This is a genomic window from Komagataeibacter oboediens, from assembly GCF_003207815.1.
GTDB classification, from domain to species: Bacteria; Pseudomonadota; Alphaproteobacteria; order Acetobacterales; family Acetobacteraceae; genus Komagataeibacter; species Komagataeibacter oboediens.
In genome coordinates this window covers 366,490-382,710 of sequence record NZ_NKTX01000001.1, presented here as the reverse complement: position 1 = coordinate 382,710, position 16,221 = coordinate 366,490, and the positions used below count along the sequence as shown (strand labels likewise).

General features: G+C 64.3%; 14 protein-coding genes. 1 reads left to right on the top strand and 13 read right to left on the bottom strand.

Going from position 1 to position 16,221, the window contains the following annotated elements:
• Positions 1-158 precede the first annotated feature (158 nt).
• The gene (locus CFR80_RS01665) at positions 159-1,187 is read left to right on the top strand and encodes an isocitrate/isopropylmalate dehydrogenase family protein (RefSeq protein ID WP_010514358.1); all 1,029 of its coding nucleotides are present in this window, start codon (positions 159-161) and stop codon (positions 1,185-1,187) included.
• A 172-nt stretch (positions 1,188-1,359) separates the two neighbouring features.
• Here the strand turns inward: CFR80_RS01665 and uraH are convergent, their stop codons facing one another.
• From uraH to xdhA, 13 genes are all read right to left on the bottom strand, one after another.
• Entirely contained in the window at positions 1,360-1,716 is a 357-nt protein-coding gene (gene uraH / locus CFR80_RS01660) for a hydroxyisourate hydrolase (RefSeq protein WP_010514357.1), read from the bottom strand.
• A complete protein-coding gene (gene uraD, locus CFR80_RS01655) occupies positions 1,713-2,228 on the bottom strand; it encodes a 2-oxo-4-hydroxy-4-carboxy-5-ureidoimidazoline decarboxylase (protein WP_010514356.1) in 516 nt (171 codons plus the stop codon). The genes uraH and uraD overlap by 4 nt, the downstream gene beginning before the upstream one ends.
• Before the next feature lie 8 nt (positions 2,229-2,236).
• Positions 2,237-3,148: an allantoinase PuuE gene (gene puuE / locus CFR80_RS01650; protein WP_010514355.1), complete on the bottom strand. Its 912-nt coding sequence runs from the start codon at positions 3,146-3,148 to the stop codon at positions 2,237-2,239.
• 19 nt (positions 3,149-3,167) lie between these two features.
• A complete protein-coding gene (locus tag CFR80_RS01645; RefSeq protein WP_010514353.1) occupies positions 3,168-4,397 on the bottom strand; it encodes a pyridoxal-phosphate-dependent aminotransferase family protein in 1,230 nt (409 codons plus the stop codon).
• A complete protein-coding gene (locus CFR80_RS01640; protein WP_110507058.1) occupies positions 4,394-5,668 on the bottom strand; it encodes an allantoate amidohydrolase in 1,275 nt (424 codons plus the stop codon). Before CFR80_RS01640 ends, CFR80_RS01645 begins: the two co-directional genes overlap by 4 nt.
• Positions 5,662-7,254 (bottom strand): gamma-glutamyltransferase family protein, encoded by a 1,593-nt coding sequence (locus tag CFR80_RS01635; RefSeq protein ID WP_010514351.1) that lies wholly within the window; start codon positions 7,252-7,254, stop codon positions 5,662-5,664. Before CFR80_RS01635 ends, CFR80_RS01640 begins: the two co-directional genes overlap by 7 nt.
• A complete protein-coding gene (locus tag CFR80_RS01630) occupies positions 7,254-8,627 on the bottom strand; it encodes an AtzE family amidohydrolase (RefSeq protein WP_010514350.1) in 1,374 nt (457 codons plus the stop codon). Before CFR80_RS01630 ends, CFR80_RS01635 begins: the two co-directional genes overlap by 1 nt.
• Positions 8,624-8,860, bottom strand: a complete 237-nt coding sequence (locus CFR80_RS01625; protein WP_010514349.1) for a DUF4089 domain-containing protein — start codon at positions 8,858-8,860, stop codon at positions 8,624-8,626. The genes CFR80_RS01630 and CFR80_RS01625 overlap by 4 nt, the downstream gene beginning before the upstream one ends.
• A gap of 43 nt (positions 8,861-8,903) precedes the next feature.
• Entirely contained in the window at positions 8,904-10,361 is a 1,458-nt protein-coding gene (locus CFR80_RS01620) for an NAD(P)-binding domain-containing protein (RefSeq protein WP_029329454.1), read from the bottom strand.
• Positions 10,362-10,533: 172 nt separating this feature from the next.
• Positions 10,534-11,490, bottom strand: coding sequence for a LysR family transcriptional regulator (locus CFR80_RS01615; RefSeq protein WP_010514343.1), 957 nt, complete (start codon positions 11,488-11,490; stop codon positions 10,534-10,536).
• Positions 11,487-12,341: a xanthine dehydrogenase accessory protein XdhC gene (xdhC, locus tag CFR80_RS01610; RefSeq protein ID WP_110507042.1), complete on the bottom strand. Its 855-nt coding sequence runs from the start codon at positions 12,339-12,341 to the stop codon at positions 11,487-11,489. The genes CFR80_RS01615 and xdhC overlap by 4 nt, the downstream gene beginning before the upstream one ends.
• 4 nt (positions 12,342-12,345) lie before the next feature.
• The gene (gene xdhB, locus CFR80_RS01605; RefSeq protein WP_010514341.1) at positions 12,346-14,712 is read right to left on the bottom strand and encodes a xanthine dehydrogenase molybdopterin binding subunit; all 2,367 of its coding nucleotides are present in this window, start codon (positions 14,710-14,712) and stop codon (positions 12,346-12,348) included.
• Positions 14,705-16,204 (bottom strand): xanthine dehydrogenase small subunit, encoded by a 1,500-nt coding sequence (gene xdhA, locus CFR80_RS01600; protein ID WP_083819085.1) that lies wholly within the window; start codon positions 16,202-16,204, stop codon positions 14,705-14,707. Before xdhA ends, xdhB begins: the two co-directional genes overlap by 8 nt.
• Positions 16,205-16,221 lie beyond the last annotated feature (17 nt).

The window sequence follows — 16,221 nt, the reverse complement described above, 5'->3', positions numbered from 1 at the left end:
ACCACGGCCATGGCCCGGTGGCCCGATTGTCACGCGGGGCTGGGGGGCCTAGGACTTTTAACCAGTTCCGACGGGGCACCCGGCAACGAACCGGGTACGCCAAGCCGGTGCATGCTGAAACGCTTTTCAGTAGCAAGCACAAAGGGAGACGTCCGAGAATGTCTACAGAAAAAACAATTCCCGCCACCCTGATTCCCGGTGATGGAATCGGGCCTGAAATCGTCCAGTCCGTTACCGAGATCCTGGATGCGGTTGGTGCCCCCTTCAAATGGGAAAAGGCTCTTGGTGGTGTCGCGGCTCTTGATGCCACCGGCAGCCCGCTGCCCAAGGAAACGATCGAAAGCATCCGCCGCACCGGCCTTGCGCTGAAAGGCCCGCTGACAACCCCAGTCGGTGGCGGCTTCAAATCCATCAACGTGACACTGCGTCAGGAGTTCGGCCTGTTCGCGAATGTCCGTCCGACCAAGACGATCGTACCCGGTGGCCGTTTCGAGAACATCAACCTCGTCATCTTCCGCGAAAACCTCGAAGGGTATTACGCGGCGATGGAAAACTACATTCCCTACGGTGACGACCCGCATGCCATCGCCACCAGCGCAGGCTACACCACGCGCAAGGAATGCAACCGCATCGTGCGCTATGCCTTTGAATACGCGGTCAAGAACAACCGCAAGCGCGTCACCCTGGTGCACAAGGCCAACATCCTGAAGCTGCTGACGGGCCTGTTCCTTGAAGAAGGCCGCAAGGTCGCCAAGGAATATGAAGGTCGCGTGGAAGTGAACGAACGGATCGTCGATGCCTGCGCCATGCAGCTGGTGACCGATCCGTGGCAGTATGACTGCATTGTCACCACCAACCTGTTTGGTGACATCCTGTCTGACCTGACCGCCGGTCTGGTTGGTGGTCTTGGCCTTGCGCCGGGTGCCAACATTGGCGAAAAAGCCGCCGTGTTTGAAGCCGTCCATGGTTCGGCACCCGACATTGCTGGCCAGAACAAGGCCAACCCGACATCGCTGCTGCTGGCTGCCAACATGATGCTGGCGCATGTCGGCCGTCAGGATCTGGCCACCCGTATCGACAAGGCCATCGAGAAGGTCATTACCTCGGGCGCCGTGCGCACGGGTGACCTGGGCGGCAAGGCCACCACGACCGAACTGACTGCAGCCCTGAAGCAGGCGCTGGTCTGATCCATTTCTCCCACCATGGGGAAATAAAAAAGGGGCCGTGGCGGATCAGACGCTACGGCCCTTTTTTATTAAAGACGTTTTCTGGTGAAGCTTTTTTCAACAGGCTTCGGAGAACGCCGCCTTTAAAAAAAGGCGACACCCAAAAACTTTTATTCTGTCACAAATACGCTACTCAGCTGCCCCGATAGGTCGAGAATCCGTAGGGCGAGACCAGCAGCGGCACATGGTAATGCCCGCCCTTTTCCCCCGGTGCTACCTGCGCCATGCCGAAGGCAATCGGCACGACATCAAGGAACGGCGGGTCGGACAACGCGACATCGCGCGTACGGAAATAATCCGCCACGGCGAATTCCAGCCGGTATGATCCCGCCTGCATGTCCCCTGTCGTCTGGCCCAGTTCCGGGCAGCGGCCATCCACATTGGTCACGCCACGGAACAGGCATTCATGGCCTGCCCACAGGCTGATCGCCATGCCTGCGGCGGGCTTGCCCGAAACAAGGTCAAGAACATGGGTGGAAAGGGTGCTCATGGTTCCTGCTCCAGCCGCGCCAGCACATCCGCCAGTCGCAGGGCGGCAATCTTGTTAATTTCACGCAGGGCGGCCTGCTGTTCTTCTTCCGGCGTATTGTCCAGCCGGGTACGGATCCCGTTCAGGATGCCTTCCTTGTCCGACCGGCGCACGCAGATAATGAACGGAATGCCGAACCTTGCGGCATAGGCATCATTCAGGGTGCGGAATGTTGTGAATTCATCTGGCGTCAGGCGATCCAGCCCGGCGGATGCCTGCTCCGCCGCTGATGCGGATGTCAGCGTCGGATCCACGCCCATGCGCTGCGCCAGTTCGGGATGGGCACGGATCAACGCCATTTTTTCCGCATCCGTCGCCCGGTCCAGTTCATGCCGCATGGCAGCCAGCATGGCCTCCCCGTCGGCAAAGGGACCATGGGCATGCGCACGCTGGGCAATCCATGGGGAATGTTCGTATATCGGGCCGAACAGTTCCACAAACCGGACTGTGGACGCCCCGTTGACCCGATCCATCACGTTTTTCATGCCGGATGCACATCCAGCCAGTGCCGGGCGATATCCAGCCGGGTTGCGACCCATACCTTTTCGCGTGTGGCGATATAGTCAAGGAAACGCGCCACAGCCCGCGCACGCCCCGGACGGCCCGCCACACGGCAGTGCAGGCCAACGGACATCATGCGCGGTTTGTCAGCACCTTCCTCATACAGTTCATCAAAGGTGTCACGCAGGTAGTTGAAGAACTGCTCACCTTCGGTAAAGCCGTTCAGCGCGACAAAGCGCATGTCGTTCACATCCAGCGTATAGGGCACGATGAGCTGCGCGCGGCCGTTGCTGCGGTCATAATATGGCAGGTCATCGGCATAGGAATCCGCGTCGTATACAAAGCCGCCTTCTTCCGCCACCAGACGCGCGGTATTGGGGCTGGTACGCCCCTGATACCAGCCCAGCGGGCGTGACCCCGTCAGCTTCGTATGCAGCGCGATACATTCCTGGATATGCGCGCGTTCCACTGCTTCGGGCACGTGCTGGTAATCGATCCAGCGCAGCCCGTGGGACGCGATTTCCCAGCCTGCGTCCTTCATTGCCGCAACCGCTGCGGGGTTACGCGCCATGGCCGCCGCCACGCCAAAGACCGTCAGAGGCTGCTTACGCTGGGTAAAGATGCGGTGCAGCCGCCAGAACCCGGCACGGGAACCATATTCATACAGGCTTTCCATCGCGATCGCGCGCGCGCCGGTAATCGACTGCGCCCCGACCATTTCCGACAGGAACGCTTCCGACCCGCGATCACCATGCAGGACCGAGTTCTCGGCCCCCTCTTCATAATTGATGACGAACTGCACCGCGATCCGCGCGCCGCCGGGCCACTTCGCATCCGGCGGGTTCCCCGCGTACCCAACCAGATCGCGGGGATAGCTACCCGTTTCAGACATTACGCCAGATCCCCCGTTCTTATGCGTTATAGGCCGCAAGGGCGGCATCGACACCGCTGCCTGCGGCAAAGCTGTAGCCTTCGTGGCGCAGGACGGTTTCCAGCGCACCGATGGTCAGCAGCACCTTGTGCTTTTCCGCGTTGTAGCCCATTGCGCCAATGCGCCAGATCTTGCCCTGCAGCGGGCCGAAGGCGGAACCGATCTCGATTTCGAAATCCTCGCGCATGCGGCCACGGACCTTTTCACCGTCAATGCCCTTGGGAATGTAGACACCGGTCACGTTGGTCATGCGGTAGTCGTCGCAACCAAACAGTTCCAGCCCCAGCGCGCGCATGCCCGCACACATCGCACGTGATGCACTGGCATGGCGGGCGAAGCGGGCCTGCAGCCCCTCTTCCAGCACGATACGGGCGGCTTCACGCGCGCCATACAGCATGGAGGTGGCTTCTGTATGATGGTTCAGCCGCTTTTCAGACCAGTAATCCATGATCATGGCCAGGTCGAAATAGTTCGAGGGAATGCGCACGCGCGTGCCGTCATGCGTATCCGCGCCACGGATCCCGGCCTCGACATGGCGGCGGGCGAAGATATGTTCCGCCGCACGGTCGGAAATGGTGATGGGGGCCGAACCCGGCGGGCCACCCATGCATTTCTGCAGCCCTGAACTGACCACATCCACGCCCCAGCGATCGGTCGCAACTTCCATGCCACCCAGCGTGGCGGTGGTGTCGACATAGGATAGTACGCCATATTTGCGGCACAGCGCGCCCACACCATCAAGCGGCTGGGCAACGGTGGTGGAGGTATCGCCATGGATACACGCCAGCACATGCGGACGGTGGGTGGTGAGTGCGTCCTCGATCTGCTCCAGCGTCGCGACCTCGCCCCACGGAATGTCCAGCGTCACGATTTCCGCGCCAATGCGCTGCGCGATTTCGGACAGCAGCAGCCCGAAGCGGCCCGCGCGCACGATCAGCAGTTTCATGCCCGGTTCAACCAGCGAGACAAGCGATGCCTCGATCCCGGCGCGCGCCGTGCCATCAACCAGGAATGTCCAGCGGTTGTTGGTCATGAACACCTGACGGTACAGGTCCATCGTCTGGTTCATGTATTCGGTCATTTCCGGGTCGAACTGACCCAGCATGTCGGCCGCCATGGCCCGCAGCACGCGCGGGTGCGCATTGACCGGTCCCGGCCCCATCAGCAGCCGGGCGGGAGGGTTGATCTGGCCGAAAAAGGTCTGGGTCATCCGAAACGTCTCTCAAAAAGTCCGATAAAAGTAATCATCGCCCGCAGCGCGGCATCCGTATCGTCATCGGTCACGGATTCAGCCGGGTTATGGCTGATACCACCCGCGCACCGGATAAACAGCATGGAAACCGGGGCCAGATGCGCCATGATCATCGCATCATGTCCCGCACCACTGACCAGCAGCGGCGCAGGGGCATGGGTTACGTCATGCACCGCCTGTTCCATAAGCGCGGTCAGCGCGGGATCGCACGGCGTGGCGTCCAGATCCTGCTGCAGCGCCACATCCATCTCCAGTCCGCGCCGCTCGGCCACCTGACGGGCTTCCTCCAGGATTGCCGCCGCCGCGCGGTCGCGCGTGGCGTCGGTGCCGGCCCGGACATCAATGGTCAACACCACTTCGCCCGGCACGACGTTGGCCGCCCCCGGCATGACATCCAGCGACCCGACAGTGGCCACCAGCCCGTCCTTACCGGCACGGCCAATGCGTTCAGCGGCAAGGATGATGTCCGCCGCCCCCGCCAGCGCGTCGCGCCGCAGCTTCATGGCCACCGTGCCCGCATGGCCCGCCATGCCACGCAGCGTCACGCGGTAGCGGTACTGGGCCGCGATGGCGCTGACCACGCCAAGGGCGCGGCCTTCGGCTTCCAGCGCCGGACCCTGTTCGATATGTGCCTCGATATAGGCCACGACCGGGTCGCCCTTGCGGGACGCGGACTGCATCTGCCCCACATCCAGCCCGAATGCCTCCAGTGCGCTGGACAGGGTCGCAGTCTCGGCCCAGTCGGACATGGCCGGATCCGGGTTATCCAGCACGCCTGCCACGGCATGGGAGGTCAGCATGCCGGACGGAAAGCGTGATCCTTCCTCATCACCAAACCCGATGACTTCCAGCGCGAAGGGAAAGCGTTTTCCCTGCCGCGCGAAATGGGCCACCGTCTCGATGCCAAGGATTACGCCCAGCATCCCGTCAAAGAACCCGCCATCGCGCACGCTGTCGATATGCGACCCCAGCAGCACGACCGGGGCATCGGGCGCAAGACCTTCATACCGCCCGACAAGGTTGCCTGCGGCATCCATACGGGTGGTCATGCCAGCGTCGCGCATCCACTCCGCCAGTCGCCCGCAGGTCGCACGGTAGGACGGGCTGAGATAGGGGCGGAACAGCCCCCCTTCCATATCCGAATACGGCGCACGGCCCAGTTCTGTACATCGCGCCACGGCACGCGCACCACAGGGATGATCCATTGTTTTACCTGCCTGCATTACCATGCCGCCACACATCCATCACTACGCGGGTCGGTCGCCCCTTCCAGCAGGCCCGATTTATGGCGCACCAGTGCGCCCGCATGGCCCATTGTGGAAGAAAACGGCTCAACCCGTTCCATCTGGTGTCCCGCCGCCTGCATCCGGGCGATGACCTCAGGGTCGAAGCGGTCTTCGTATTTCAGGCTGACACTGCTTTCGCCCCATGTCCGCCCCAGCAGCCAGCGCGGCGCCGTGACGGCTTCCTGCAGTTCCATGCCGTAACGTGCGTAGCGGGTGAAAATGGCGGACTGCGTCTGTGGCTGCCCCTCGCCCCCCATGGTGCCATAGACCATGGTCCGCCCGTCATCAAAACGTGCGCCGGCGGGGTTGAGCGTATGGAACGGCTTGCGGCCGGGACGCAGGCCATTCCAGCCCTGCGGGTCCAGTCCGAAGCTGGTGCCACGGTTCTGCCAGACAATACCGGTGCGCGGCAGCACGACACCGGACCCGTATTCGAAATACAGGCTCTGGATCATGCTGACGGCCAGTCCGTCGGAATCAATCACACCAAGCCAGACCGTGTCCCCCGCCTGCGACTGCCACGGCCACGGCGCCGCCCGGTTGGGGTCGATGCTGGCGGCCATGCGATCAAGCGCCTTGCGGTCATCAAGGATGTCCTGTGCCTGAACGGTCATGTAGGCGGGATCGCCCACATGGGTATCGCGATAGCGGAATGCCTGCTTGGTCGCTTCAACCAGCCCGTGCAGGTAATCGAAATCATCCGCCTTCGCCGCCTTCAGCCGGTCGAACAGCGCAAGGATCAGCAGGGACGCAACCCCCTGCGTCGGCGGTGCGAGGTTGTACAGGTCCGCTCCATGGATACGCGCATGCAGCGCGGGCTGGTGCGTTGCCCTGTGCGCCTGCAGGTCCGCAAGCACGAGCGGGCTGCCCACGTCATTCAGGTCGGCTGCGATCTCGCGCGCCACAGTGCCCCGATAGAAACTGGACAGCCCTTCATCCGCCAGCCGCCGCAGGGTCGTGGCAAGGCGCGGATTGTGCAGGATGTCACCGGGCTGTGGCAGGCGGCCACCGGGTGTGAACATCTCCCGGAAACCTGGTACGTCCTTCAGTTCATCAAACTTCGCGCGGGTCAGGTTGGCCGCACTGTCGGTTACGGGCACGCCCTGTTCCGCGTAATACAGCGCATCACGCAGTACCCGCCCCAGTGGCAGGGCGGGCGTCATGGCATGGCTCCATGACAGCGCCATGTCCCAGCCCGATACGGTGCCCGCCACGGTATTGGCCGCAAGCGGGCCGCGCCATGGAATCGTATCCAGCCCCGCGGCATGGTAAAAGGCGGGGTCGGCCTTCTGCGCGGCCGCCCCACAGGCATCGATGGTTTCCACGCGGCCATCGGGCCACATGGTCAGCCAGAATGCATCCCCGCCAATCCCGGTCATGTGTGGATAGACCACAGCCAGGGCTGCGGCGGTAGCGACTGCGGCCTCAATTGCCGTGCCCCCGGCCTTGAGCACGTCCAGCCCGGCCTGACTGGCCAGGTGGTGGGGGGATGTGACCATCCCCCGGCATGAACGCGGCGTATTCAGCATCAGCTGTCCTTCCGTGCGTATCCTGCCTCAATCGGGCGGCAGGCCGCCAGACCCGCGCGCTGCAGTTCGGCCGCCACGGCAAACAGCTTCGCTTCCCCACCCGGTGCACCGATAAGCTGGATGCCCTGCGGCAGGCCATCAACCGCCAGCGGGGCCGCCAGCACCGGCAGCCCGGCAAGGCTGATCGGCTGCGTGAAGATGCCAAGGTTGGCGCGGGCGGATACCGTCCTGCCATTCACGGTAATGGATGGCTGGTCAATCCGGGGTGCGACACCCACCGTGGTGGGCGCCACCAGAACGTCAGCATTGGCAAGGGCGGCATGTACATGCCCGCGGAACCAGCGACGGAAACGCTGCGCCTGCACGAATGTCGCGGCAGGCAGCATGGCCCCGGCCATAAGCCGCCCGCGCGTGGCGGGATCATACTGCATGGCCCGGCGGCGCAGGCGCGGCAGGTGCAGGTTGCCCCCTTCCGCCGCGCTGATCAAAAACGCCGAGGCCCGCGCACGCGCGACTTCAGGCAGTTCGATCACCCGGTCATGCCCCAGATGCGCCATGACACGGTCAATGCCAGCGGCAAGTTCGGGGCTGATATTTTCGGCAAACCATCCGCCAAGGCGGGCCACGCGCACATCACCCACGTCGGGTTCGCCCATATGCAGCCCACCGGCCATGATGCCGTACACCGCCCGCAGATCCTCGACCGTGTCGGCCATCGGGCCAACCACGTCCAGGCTGGCCACGAACGGATAGACACCGCGCAGCGGCATCTGCCCGTATGTCGGCTTCAGCCCCCACACCCCGCACAGCGAGGACGGAACGCGGATGGACCCGTTGGTGTCCGACCCCAGCGTGAACGGCAGCAGGCCCGCAGCCACCGATGCCGCCGACCCGCCCGATGACCCACCGGCCAGACGCGCGGGATCATGCGGATTGCGTGTTGTGCCGGTATGGGCGTTTTCGGTGGAAAAGCCGTAGGCGAATTCATCCATGTTCAGCGTCGCGACCGGCACGGCGCCTGCCGCGCGCAGGCGTTCGACCACCTCCGCATCGCGCGTGGCGGGCAGGTTGTCGCGCAGGACGATGGAGCCTGCCGTGGTGACCTCGCCACGGACGTCAAACAGGTCCTTCACCCCAAAGGGCACCCCCGCCAGCGGGCCGGGATCGCGACCCGCCGCAACGGCCTTGTCCACCTCCTCGGCCTGCGCCACGGCGGCGGGGCCAAGGATGCGGGTCACACTGTTGAAACGGGTGTCACGGGCTTCGATATCCCCGATGACAGCGGTCACGACCGATACGGCGCTGCGGCGTCCGGCACGTACATCCGCCGCAATGGCAAGGGCGGCGCCCGCCTTGTGCCCCTGACCGGTCATGGCGTGTACTCATAGGCGGGTTCGCAGTCATCAGGCAGCGCAAAACCGCTGACCAGATCGGCATAACCATGCAGCAGGGCGGTATTCGCCACGACATCGGGCATGCAGGCGGCCGGAATGGACAGGCCGATAATCCGCGCCATATCGGCCACGGGTGGCCCCTTGCGGTCATCATGCCCCCCCGCGCCGGTCATGGCCGGCGCGGAAGGGGAAAGGTGTGCTGCACTGCTCATCTGATCAACTTTCTCCCGAATGGATAACTCTACCCGGGACGCATCATGCAACAGGAGGGTCGAGACTGACCAGTTCCGGCACGTCATAGGCCAGCAGACTTTCAAGGTGCTGCCTGCCATCGGCCACGTACAGGTCACGCCCAAGCCCGTGTGCCAGACGCTCCACGCCAAAGCGCATGCCGCTGATGGACGCCCCCGACAGACCCATGCTTGGCGTGGCGGAGAACGTGAAATTATGGATGTTCGCCAGCATGGGCGCCAGCGGATCATCCGCACGGCGCGGCAGGAACTGGTAGTTTTCCCCCAGATAGGGATAGCTTTCCAGCACGGCGCTTTCCGACCCGGCGGGTGCGGTGTAGCGATCACCCCACAGCGCGACGGAGGGGGCGAAGGATTTCGTCTCGGCCCTGCGGGACAGGTCGGTTGTGAAACCCGTGCCGATAATCACGAAATCGAACCGCATCTCACCAGTGGGCGAATCGACCACGATCTCATCCCCGTCCATGCGCACGCCCGTCCAGGGACAGCCCGTGCGGAAGGAGAAGTTCGCATGCCGACGGCAGCGCCAGAACGTATCCTGCGGCGGCGGCTGGTTGAGTTCGAAAATCCGGCGCATGAAGCCCCAGCGCAGCTCATCCGACAGGGCGGGGTAATAGGCGAGGAAGCCGGTATTTTCCATCCACCGGTACGGGTTGATGGACGGGATTTCCTTGCGCCGCAGGCACAGCGTCACGCTGCCCGCACCGTCTTCCAGCGCCGTGGCCGCGTTATCAAACGCCGAGGCACCAGCCCCCAGCACACCGATCCGCTTGCCCTTCAGCGCCGCGAAATCAATGTTTTCCGACGTGTGGGCATACCGCGCACGCGGCAGGCCATCGCGGACGAAGTCGGGCACATGCCACGACCCGCAGCCTTCGATCCCGGTAGCCAGCACCAGCTTGCGCGCGTAATGCACATGGGTCGAACCGTCGGGACGACGGAAGGTCAGGCGCAGCAGGCCACCTTCCCATGTCACGCCCTGGAAATCATGGTCATTGGCGACCGGCAGCTTCAGGATGTCGCGGTACCAGTCCAGATAGGCCTGCCACTGCCCACGCGGAATTTTGTCCAGCTTTTCCCAGGCTTCGGCGCCATACTGCGCTTCGTACCACGAACGCGGGGTCAGGGACGGCACGCCAAGGTCGGGGCCGGTCACGTATTTGGGCGTGCGCAGCGTGATCATGCGCGCGAATGTCACCCACGGGCCTTCGCCCCCCTTGGCCGCACGGTCAAAGATGCGGACATTGGTGATGTTATTGCGCTTAAGCGCGAAGGCTGTGGCAAGACCACCCTGCCCGCCCCCGATAATGGCCACGTCCAGCACGCGCTGGCCGTCACGTTCCATGGGGGGAACCCATTCCTTGCGGGGATAACGGATGATCTCAAGATCCCGGCGCACTGCCGCATCCAGTGCAGCAAGCCCGCCGGCCGTCCCGGCATTCGGCTGCGTTGTGGTATCCATCTGCGGGTTCCCATTCATTTTTTACTGTGTGTTGATGCAGCCCGCATGGCGTCCCCCGACGCCATGCGGATATTCCCCCAACCGCACCATGATGGGGAAATCTAACCAGCCTTCCCCCTGTTTCGTCTAGTATAATGATTTGACCGTTCCGTTGCCCAAAACGCAACAGATGTCAGACCACCCGTTCATCGCTGACACCCTGCACACGCCGCAGTTCCAGGCGCAGTTCCTCAATCACCGTTTCCAGCAGCGGCGGCAGCCAGCGGGATTCCCGCACATAGGCCCCGAGGTCCGTAACCGCCCGGGTATCACGCAGCGGCACATGGCGCAGGGTGTCCTGTCCCGGCTGCACGCCCACCGCCAGCGGGGACTGGAACGCCAGCCCGACGCCCGCCTGCACCATGCGGTTGGTCAGTTCGATCGATCCGGTCTGCAACACCACGTTCAGCCGGTCCTGCCACGGGCGCAGCATGGGTTCCATGACACGGTACAGCGACAGCGTGCGTGTAGGCAGGATCAGGCGATAGGCCGTACATTCCTCCACCGTGACCGTGCGCAGGTGCGCCAGCGGATGGTCCGCGCGCACCACCGCGCCAACAGGGAAATGCCCCACCGCCACCCGCCGCAGTTCGGGGTACAGCGCCAGCGAAAACGCAATGCCCAGATCCACCCGCCCGTCCTGCAGGGCGGAGACGATGGTCTTGGGCGCACCGACTTCCACATGCAGTTCCACGGCCGGATAGGCGGAAATGATGCGTTCCAGCAGGGCGGGCAGCAGCTGTCCCGCAATCCCTTCCACCGCCATGATACGCAGCCGCCCGTCATGCCGACCGGACAGGGCGTTGATCTGTTCCTCCGTCCGGGCGGCATCCTGCATGACGGTAACGATATGCCGGGCCATGATCGTGCCCACTTCCGTCAGCACCATGCCATCGGGCAGGCGGTCGAACAGGGGGGCGCCGATTTCCGCCTCCATCTGCGCAAGCTGGCGGGTCAGGGCGGACGGCGTGACGTTCAGCCTTCGCGCCGCCTCGCGGATGGAGCGGCATTCCCGCACGGCGTTGAAATAGGAAATGCCCCGCGCGTGCAGCCGCATCATGCGGGGCGTACGGGAAAGCGGATCGTTCATGGGCTGGTGTCATCCCCGTTTACATGACCGCCCGCCTGCACGGGGTGCAGGAAGCGGGTAACAATTTCTGCCGCGACCAGTGCGGCGATGACGGCGGGCCGCTTGTCACGCACGCCCCGGTCCCCGATCGGGCAGACCAGTGCGGCGATGCGGTCTTCCGGCAGGCCGATCTGGCGGAACCCGGCTTCGAACCGGCGGCGCTTCGTATGCGAACCAATCAGGCCGACATATCGAAAATCCCCCCGTTCCAGGATGGATGCAACAATAACGCTGTCCAGCGCATGGCTCTGCGTCAGGACCAGCGCGCCTGAACCCGCGGGCGCGCTGGCGACCAGACGTTCCCATGCGCCATCGTCATGCACCTCTACCCCCGGGGGAATGGTTGAACCGAATTCATGCGGGCGCGAATCGCACCATGCAAGGCGCAGCGGCAGCGGGACCAGCACATGCGCCAGCGCGCGGCCCACATGCCCCGCCCCGAACAGAAGCAGCAGCGGCTGCATCCGGCGCTGGTGTTCCAGCTGTTCCATGATGGCGTCCAGCCTGTGGGGGGCGGGCAGGTCAAGGTTCAGCCAGACCTCCCCGCCGCAGCACTGGCCCGAATTACCCCCCAGGCTTATGCGCTGGACCAGCGCGTCGCCGCCATGTTCCAGCAGCCTGCGGGCGTGGTGGATGGCGTTCCATTCCAGATCCCCGCCACCGATCGTGCCAGACTGTTCTGTGGGGGTGACCAGCATGAAGGTTCCGGCCTCACGCGGGGTGGACCCCCGCGCGTCCGATACACTGATCCGGGCGATGGGCTGGCCTGACATCCGCCATCGCGCCAGATCCGCGCGCATCTGCATGCCCATGTGATCAGGCGGCGGGCGGGTTGCCGTGCCGCATGCGTTCGGCCACGCGCAGGATCATTTCCGGCGTGGCGGGCGCGTCCAGACGGGGACAGGTGCGATAGTCATCCAGACTGGCCAGCGCATCGGACACCGCCTGCAGCACCGACACCCCATGGACGAATGGCGGTTCCCCCACGGCCTTGGAGCGGAAAATGCTGTATTCCCGGTTGGGCGCGTTTTCCAGCAGTTCGACATTGAACACCCGTGGGCGGTCGGAGCAGGCCGGGATCTTGTACGTGCTGGGCGCATGCGTGCGCAGGCGGCCCGCCTTATCCCATACCAGTTCCTCGCAGGTCAGCCATCCGGCGCCCTGCACGAAGCCGCCTTCGACCTGCCCGATGTCCAGAACAGGGTTCAGGGACTGCCCCGCGTCATGAAGGATGTCCACGCGGTCGATCTTCATCTCCCCCGTCAGCAGGTCGATCACGACCTCCGAACACGCCGCCCCGTATGCAAAGTAATAGAAGGGACGGCCCTGCCCCGTATCCCCGTTCCATGAAATCTTGGGCGTCTTGTAAAACCCGTTGGCGGACATGGACACACGTGCAAAATAGGCCTGCCGCGTCAGGTGCGAAAACGCGATCACCTTCTGCCCGACATGCACGCCATCGGGCGCGAAGCGGACGTCGTCCTCGGCCACGTTCCAGTGGCCGGCCGCGAATTCCACCAGCCTGCGCTTGATCCGGCGCACCGCGTCCAGCACCGCCATGCCATTGAGGTCCGCCCCGGACGACGCGGCGGTAGCCGACGTATTGGGCACCTTGCCCGTCGTGGTGGCGGTAATGCGCACCTGATCCGTGCCCAGCCCCAGTTCACGCATGACGACCTGCACCATCTTGGTATGCAGGCCCTGCCCCATTTCCGTGCCGCCGTGATTCACCTGCACCGACCCGTCGGTATAGACATGAACCAGCGCGCCCGCCTGATTGTAATGCGTGGCGGTAAAGGAAATGCCGAACTTGACCGGCGTGATCGCAATACCGCGCCGCAGGTAGGGACTGCCGGCATTGAATGCACGGCAGGCCTCGCGCCGTTTCACATAATGGCAGCGTCGCGCCAGTTCAGGCAGGACGTCTGCGGTAATCGAGTCCTCGACCACCATGTTGTAGGGCGTGACGTTGCGGTCATGCGTGCCATAGGCATTGCGCAGCCTGACCTCCAGCGGATCAAGGCCGGTGGCGAAGGCAATTTCCTCGATCACGCGCTCGGCCGCGACAATGCCCTGCGGGCCGCCAAAGCCGCGATAGGCGGTATTGGACTGCGTATTGGTGCGCAGCGGTTCGGAGCGCAGGCGCACATCGGGATAGAAATAGGCATTGTCCGCATGGAACAGCGCACGGTCGATCACGGGGCCGGACAGGTCGGCCGACCACCCGCACCGCGCCGCCAGCACCATGTCCACCGCAAGGATATGTCCCTCGTCGGTATAGCCGACATCGTAATCAATGACGAAATCATGCCGCTTGCCGGTCATGGTCATGTCGTCGTCACGGTCCAGTCGCATCTTGGCCGCGCGCCCGGTCAGGTCGGCCACCAGCGCCGAAAGGCAGGCACAGGCATTGGCCTGCGTTTCCTTGCCGCCAAAGCCGCCGCCCATGCGCCGGACCTCCACCGTCACCAGGTTGGCGGGACGGTCCAGCACATGGGCGACCATGTGCTGGGTTTCGGTCGGATGCTGGGTGGAGGAGGTGACATGCATCTCCCCTTCCTCACCCGGACGGGCAAGGGCGATCTGCCCTTCGAGGTAGAAATGTTCCTGCCCGCCCACGGTAATGCGGCCAGACAGCCTGCGGGGCGCGTGCTCCAGCCCGGCCACCACGTCGCCACGCTTCATTTCCATCGGTCGCCAGACCATGGGACTACCCGCCGCGCGGGCCTCGGCCACGTTCAGGATGGCAGGCAGGTCTTCATATTCCACTCTGGCCAGCCGCACGGCCCGGCGTGCAGCCATGCGCGTGGTCGCGGCGACCACGAATAAAGGCTGGCCATAAAACGAGACCTCGGTGCTCGCCAGCAGGGGCTCATCCCCCTTGCCGACGGGGCTGATCTGATTCTCGCCGGGAATATCGGCGGCGGTATAGACACCCACCACGCCTTCGGCCTGCCTTACTGCATCAAGATCCATGGACACGATGCGGGCATGGGCGCGCGCGCTCAGCCCCGGGACAAGGTGCAGCGTGCCGCGCGGTTCGGGCAGATCATCAATATAGGCGGCACTGCCCTGCACGTGCATGGCGGCACTTTCATGCCGCAGGCTGCGTGATGCGCCACCGGCCACAATGCCGTCCCCCGACGCAGGGGCCGTCGTGGCAAAGCCGTTTCCATCAGCCATGTGCGTGTTCTCCCGCAGCGGCGCACGCGGCGCGCACGCTGGTCTGTGCACGTGCGTCCCGTGGTCCGCAATCGGCGTAAAGCCGGGTCAGCAGATTGGCCGCGACGGTGCGGCGGTACCAGTCGCTGGCCCGCATGTCGGTAATGGGCGCGAAATCATCCATCATGGCCTGCCGCGCAGCAGCCAGCGTGGTCTCGTCCCACTTCCGGCCTTCAAGTGCGGCTTCCGTCCGGCTGGCGCGGCGCGGTGTGGCCGCCATGCCACCAAAGGCCACGCGGGCATTGGTGATGGTGCCATCAGGCGCGATCGTGAGCGAAAAAGCCCCCAGAATGGCCGAAATATCCTGATCGAACCGTTTGGAAACCTTCCATGCCCGGACCACGGTATCCGGCGTGGGACGGGGAATGCTCACGCCTTCCACGAACTCACCCGGCGCGCGGTCCTGTTTGCCGTAATCGATGAAGAAATCTTCCAGCGCGATAACACGCCGCGCATCCCCACGGCGCAGGTGCAGCTTCGCCCCCGCCGCGATCAGCACCGGCGGTCCGTCACCAATGGGCGAACCGTTGGCGATGTTGCCGCATACCGTGCCGCTGTTGCGCACCTGCACGGACCCGATGCGGCGGATTACCTCCGCATCCGGCTGCGGCAGGATGTCCGCCAGCGCCGCACGCGCTTCCTGCCACGTTACGGCGGCACCCAGGTACACGCCGTCCGCACTGCATTCGATCCGGCGCAGGTCGGGCACCTGCCCGATGGTGACGATATGCGGCAGGTCGCGCATACCCTTGGTCACCCACAGGCCCACATCGGTCGCGCCGGCCACGATCCGTGCATCGGGGTCCGCCACCATGGTCTGCGCCAGCGCGTCCCCTGTCGCCGGAATGGTCAGGCGGCCCGCAGGCCCGCCAAGTTCCACCGTCGCGCCATCGCGAAGGGCGCGCAGGCGATCCGCAATCGCATGGGCCTGCGCATCAAAATGGTCAGGCCCTGCTTCCATGGCCTGCCGCATGGCACGCACGATGGGCGCGTAGCCGGTGCAGCGGCACAGGTTGCCCGCCAGCATGTCGTCAATTGCGTGCTCATCCTGCGCCAGTCCGTCGGCCTTGCGGCCCGCCACCATGGACATGACAAAGCCGGGCGTGCAGAAGCCACACTGCGAGCCATGCTGGTCCACCATGGCCTGCTGTACCGGATGCAGGCTGCCATCGGGGGCGCGTACGTCCTCGATGGTCAGGACCTGCGCGCCGTCCAGCATCGAGACGAACTGGATGCAGGCATTGACCGCACGCCAGACCAGCCGGTCGCCCTCCAACCGCACCACCAGAACGGTGCACGCCCCGCAATCGCCTTCGTTACAGCCTTCCTTGGTGCCGGTCAGGCCGCGATCCTCGCGCAGCCAGTCCAGCAGCGTACGCGTTGGCGCGACATCGGCCAACGTGTGGCATTCGTTTCCGACATAGAAACGGATACCGTGTCTGATCCCCGTCAAATCTGTTCCCTCTGATC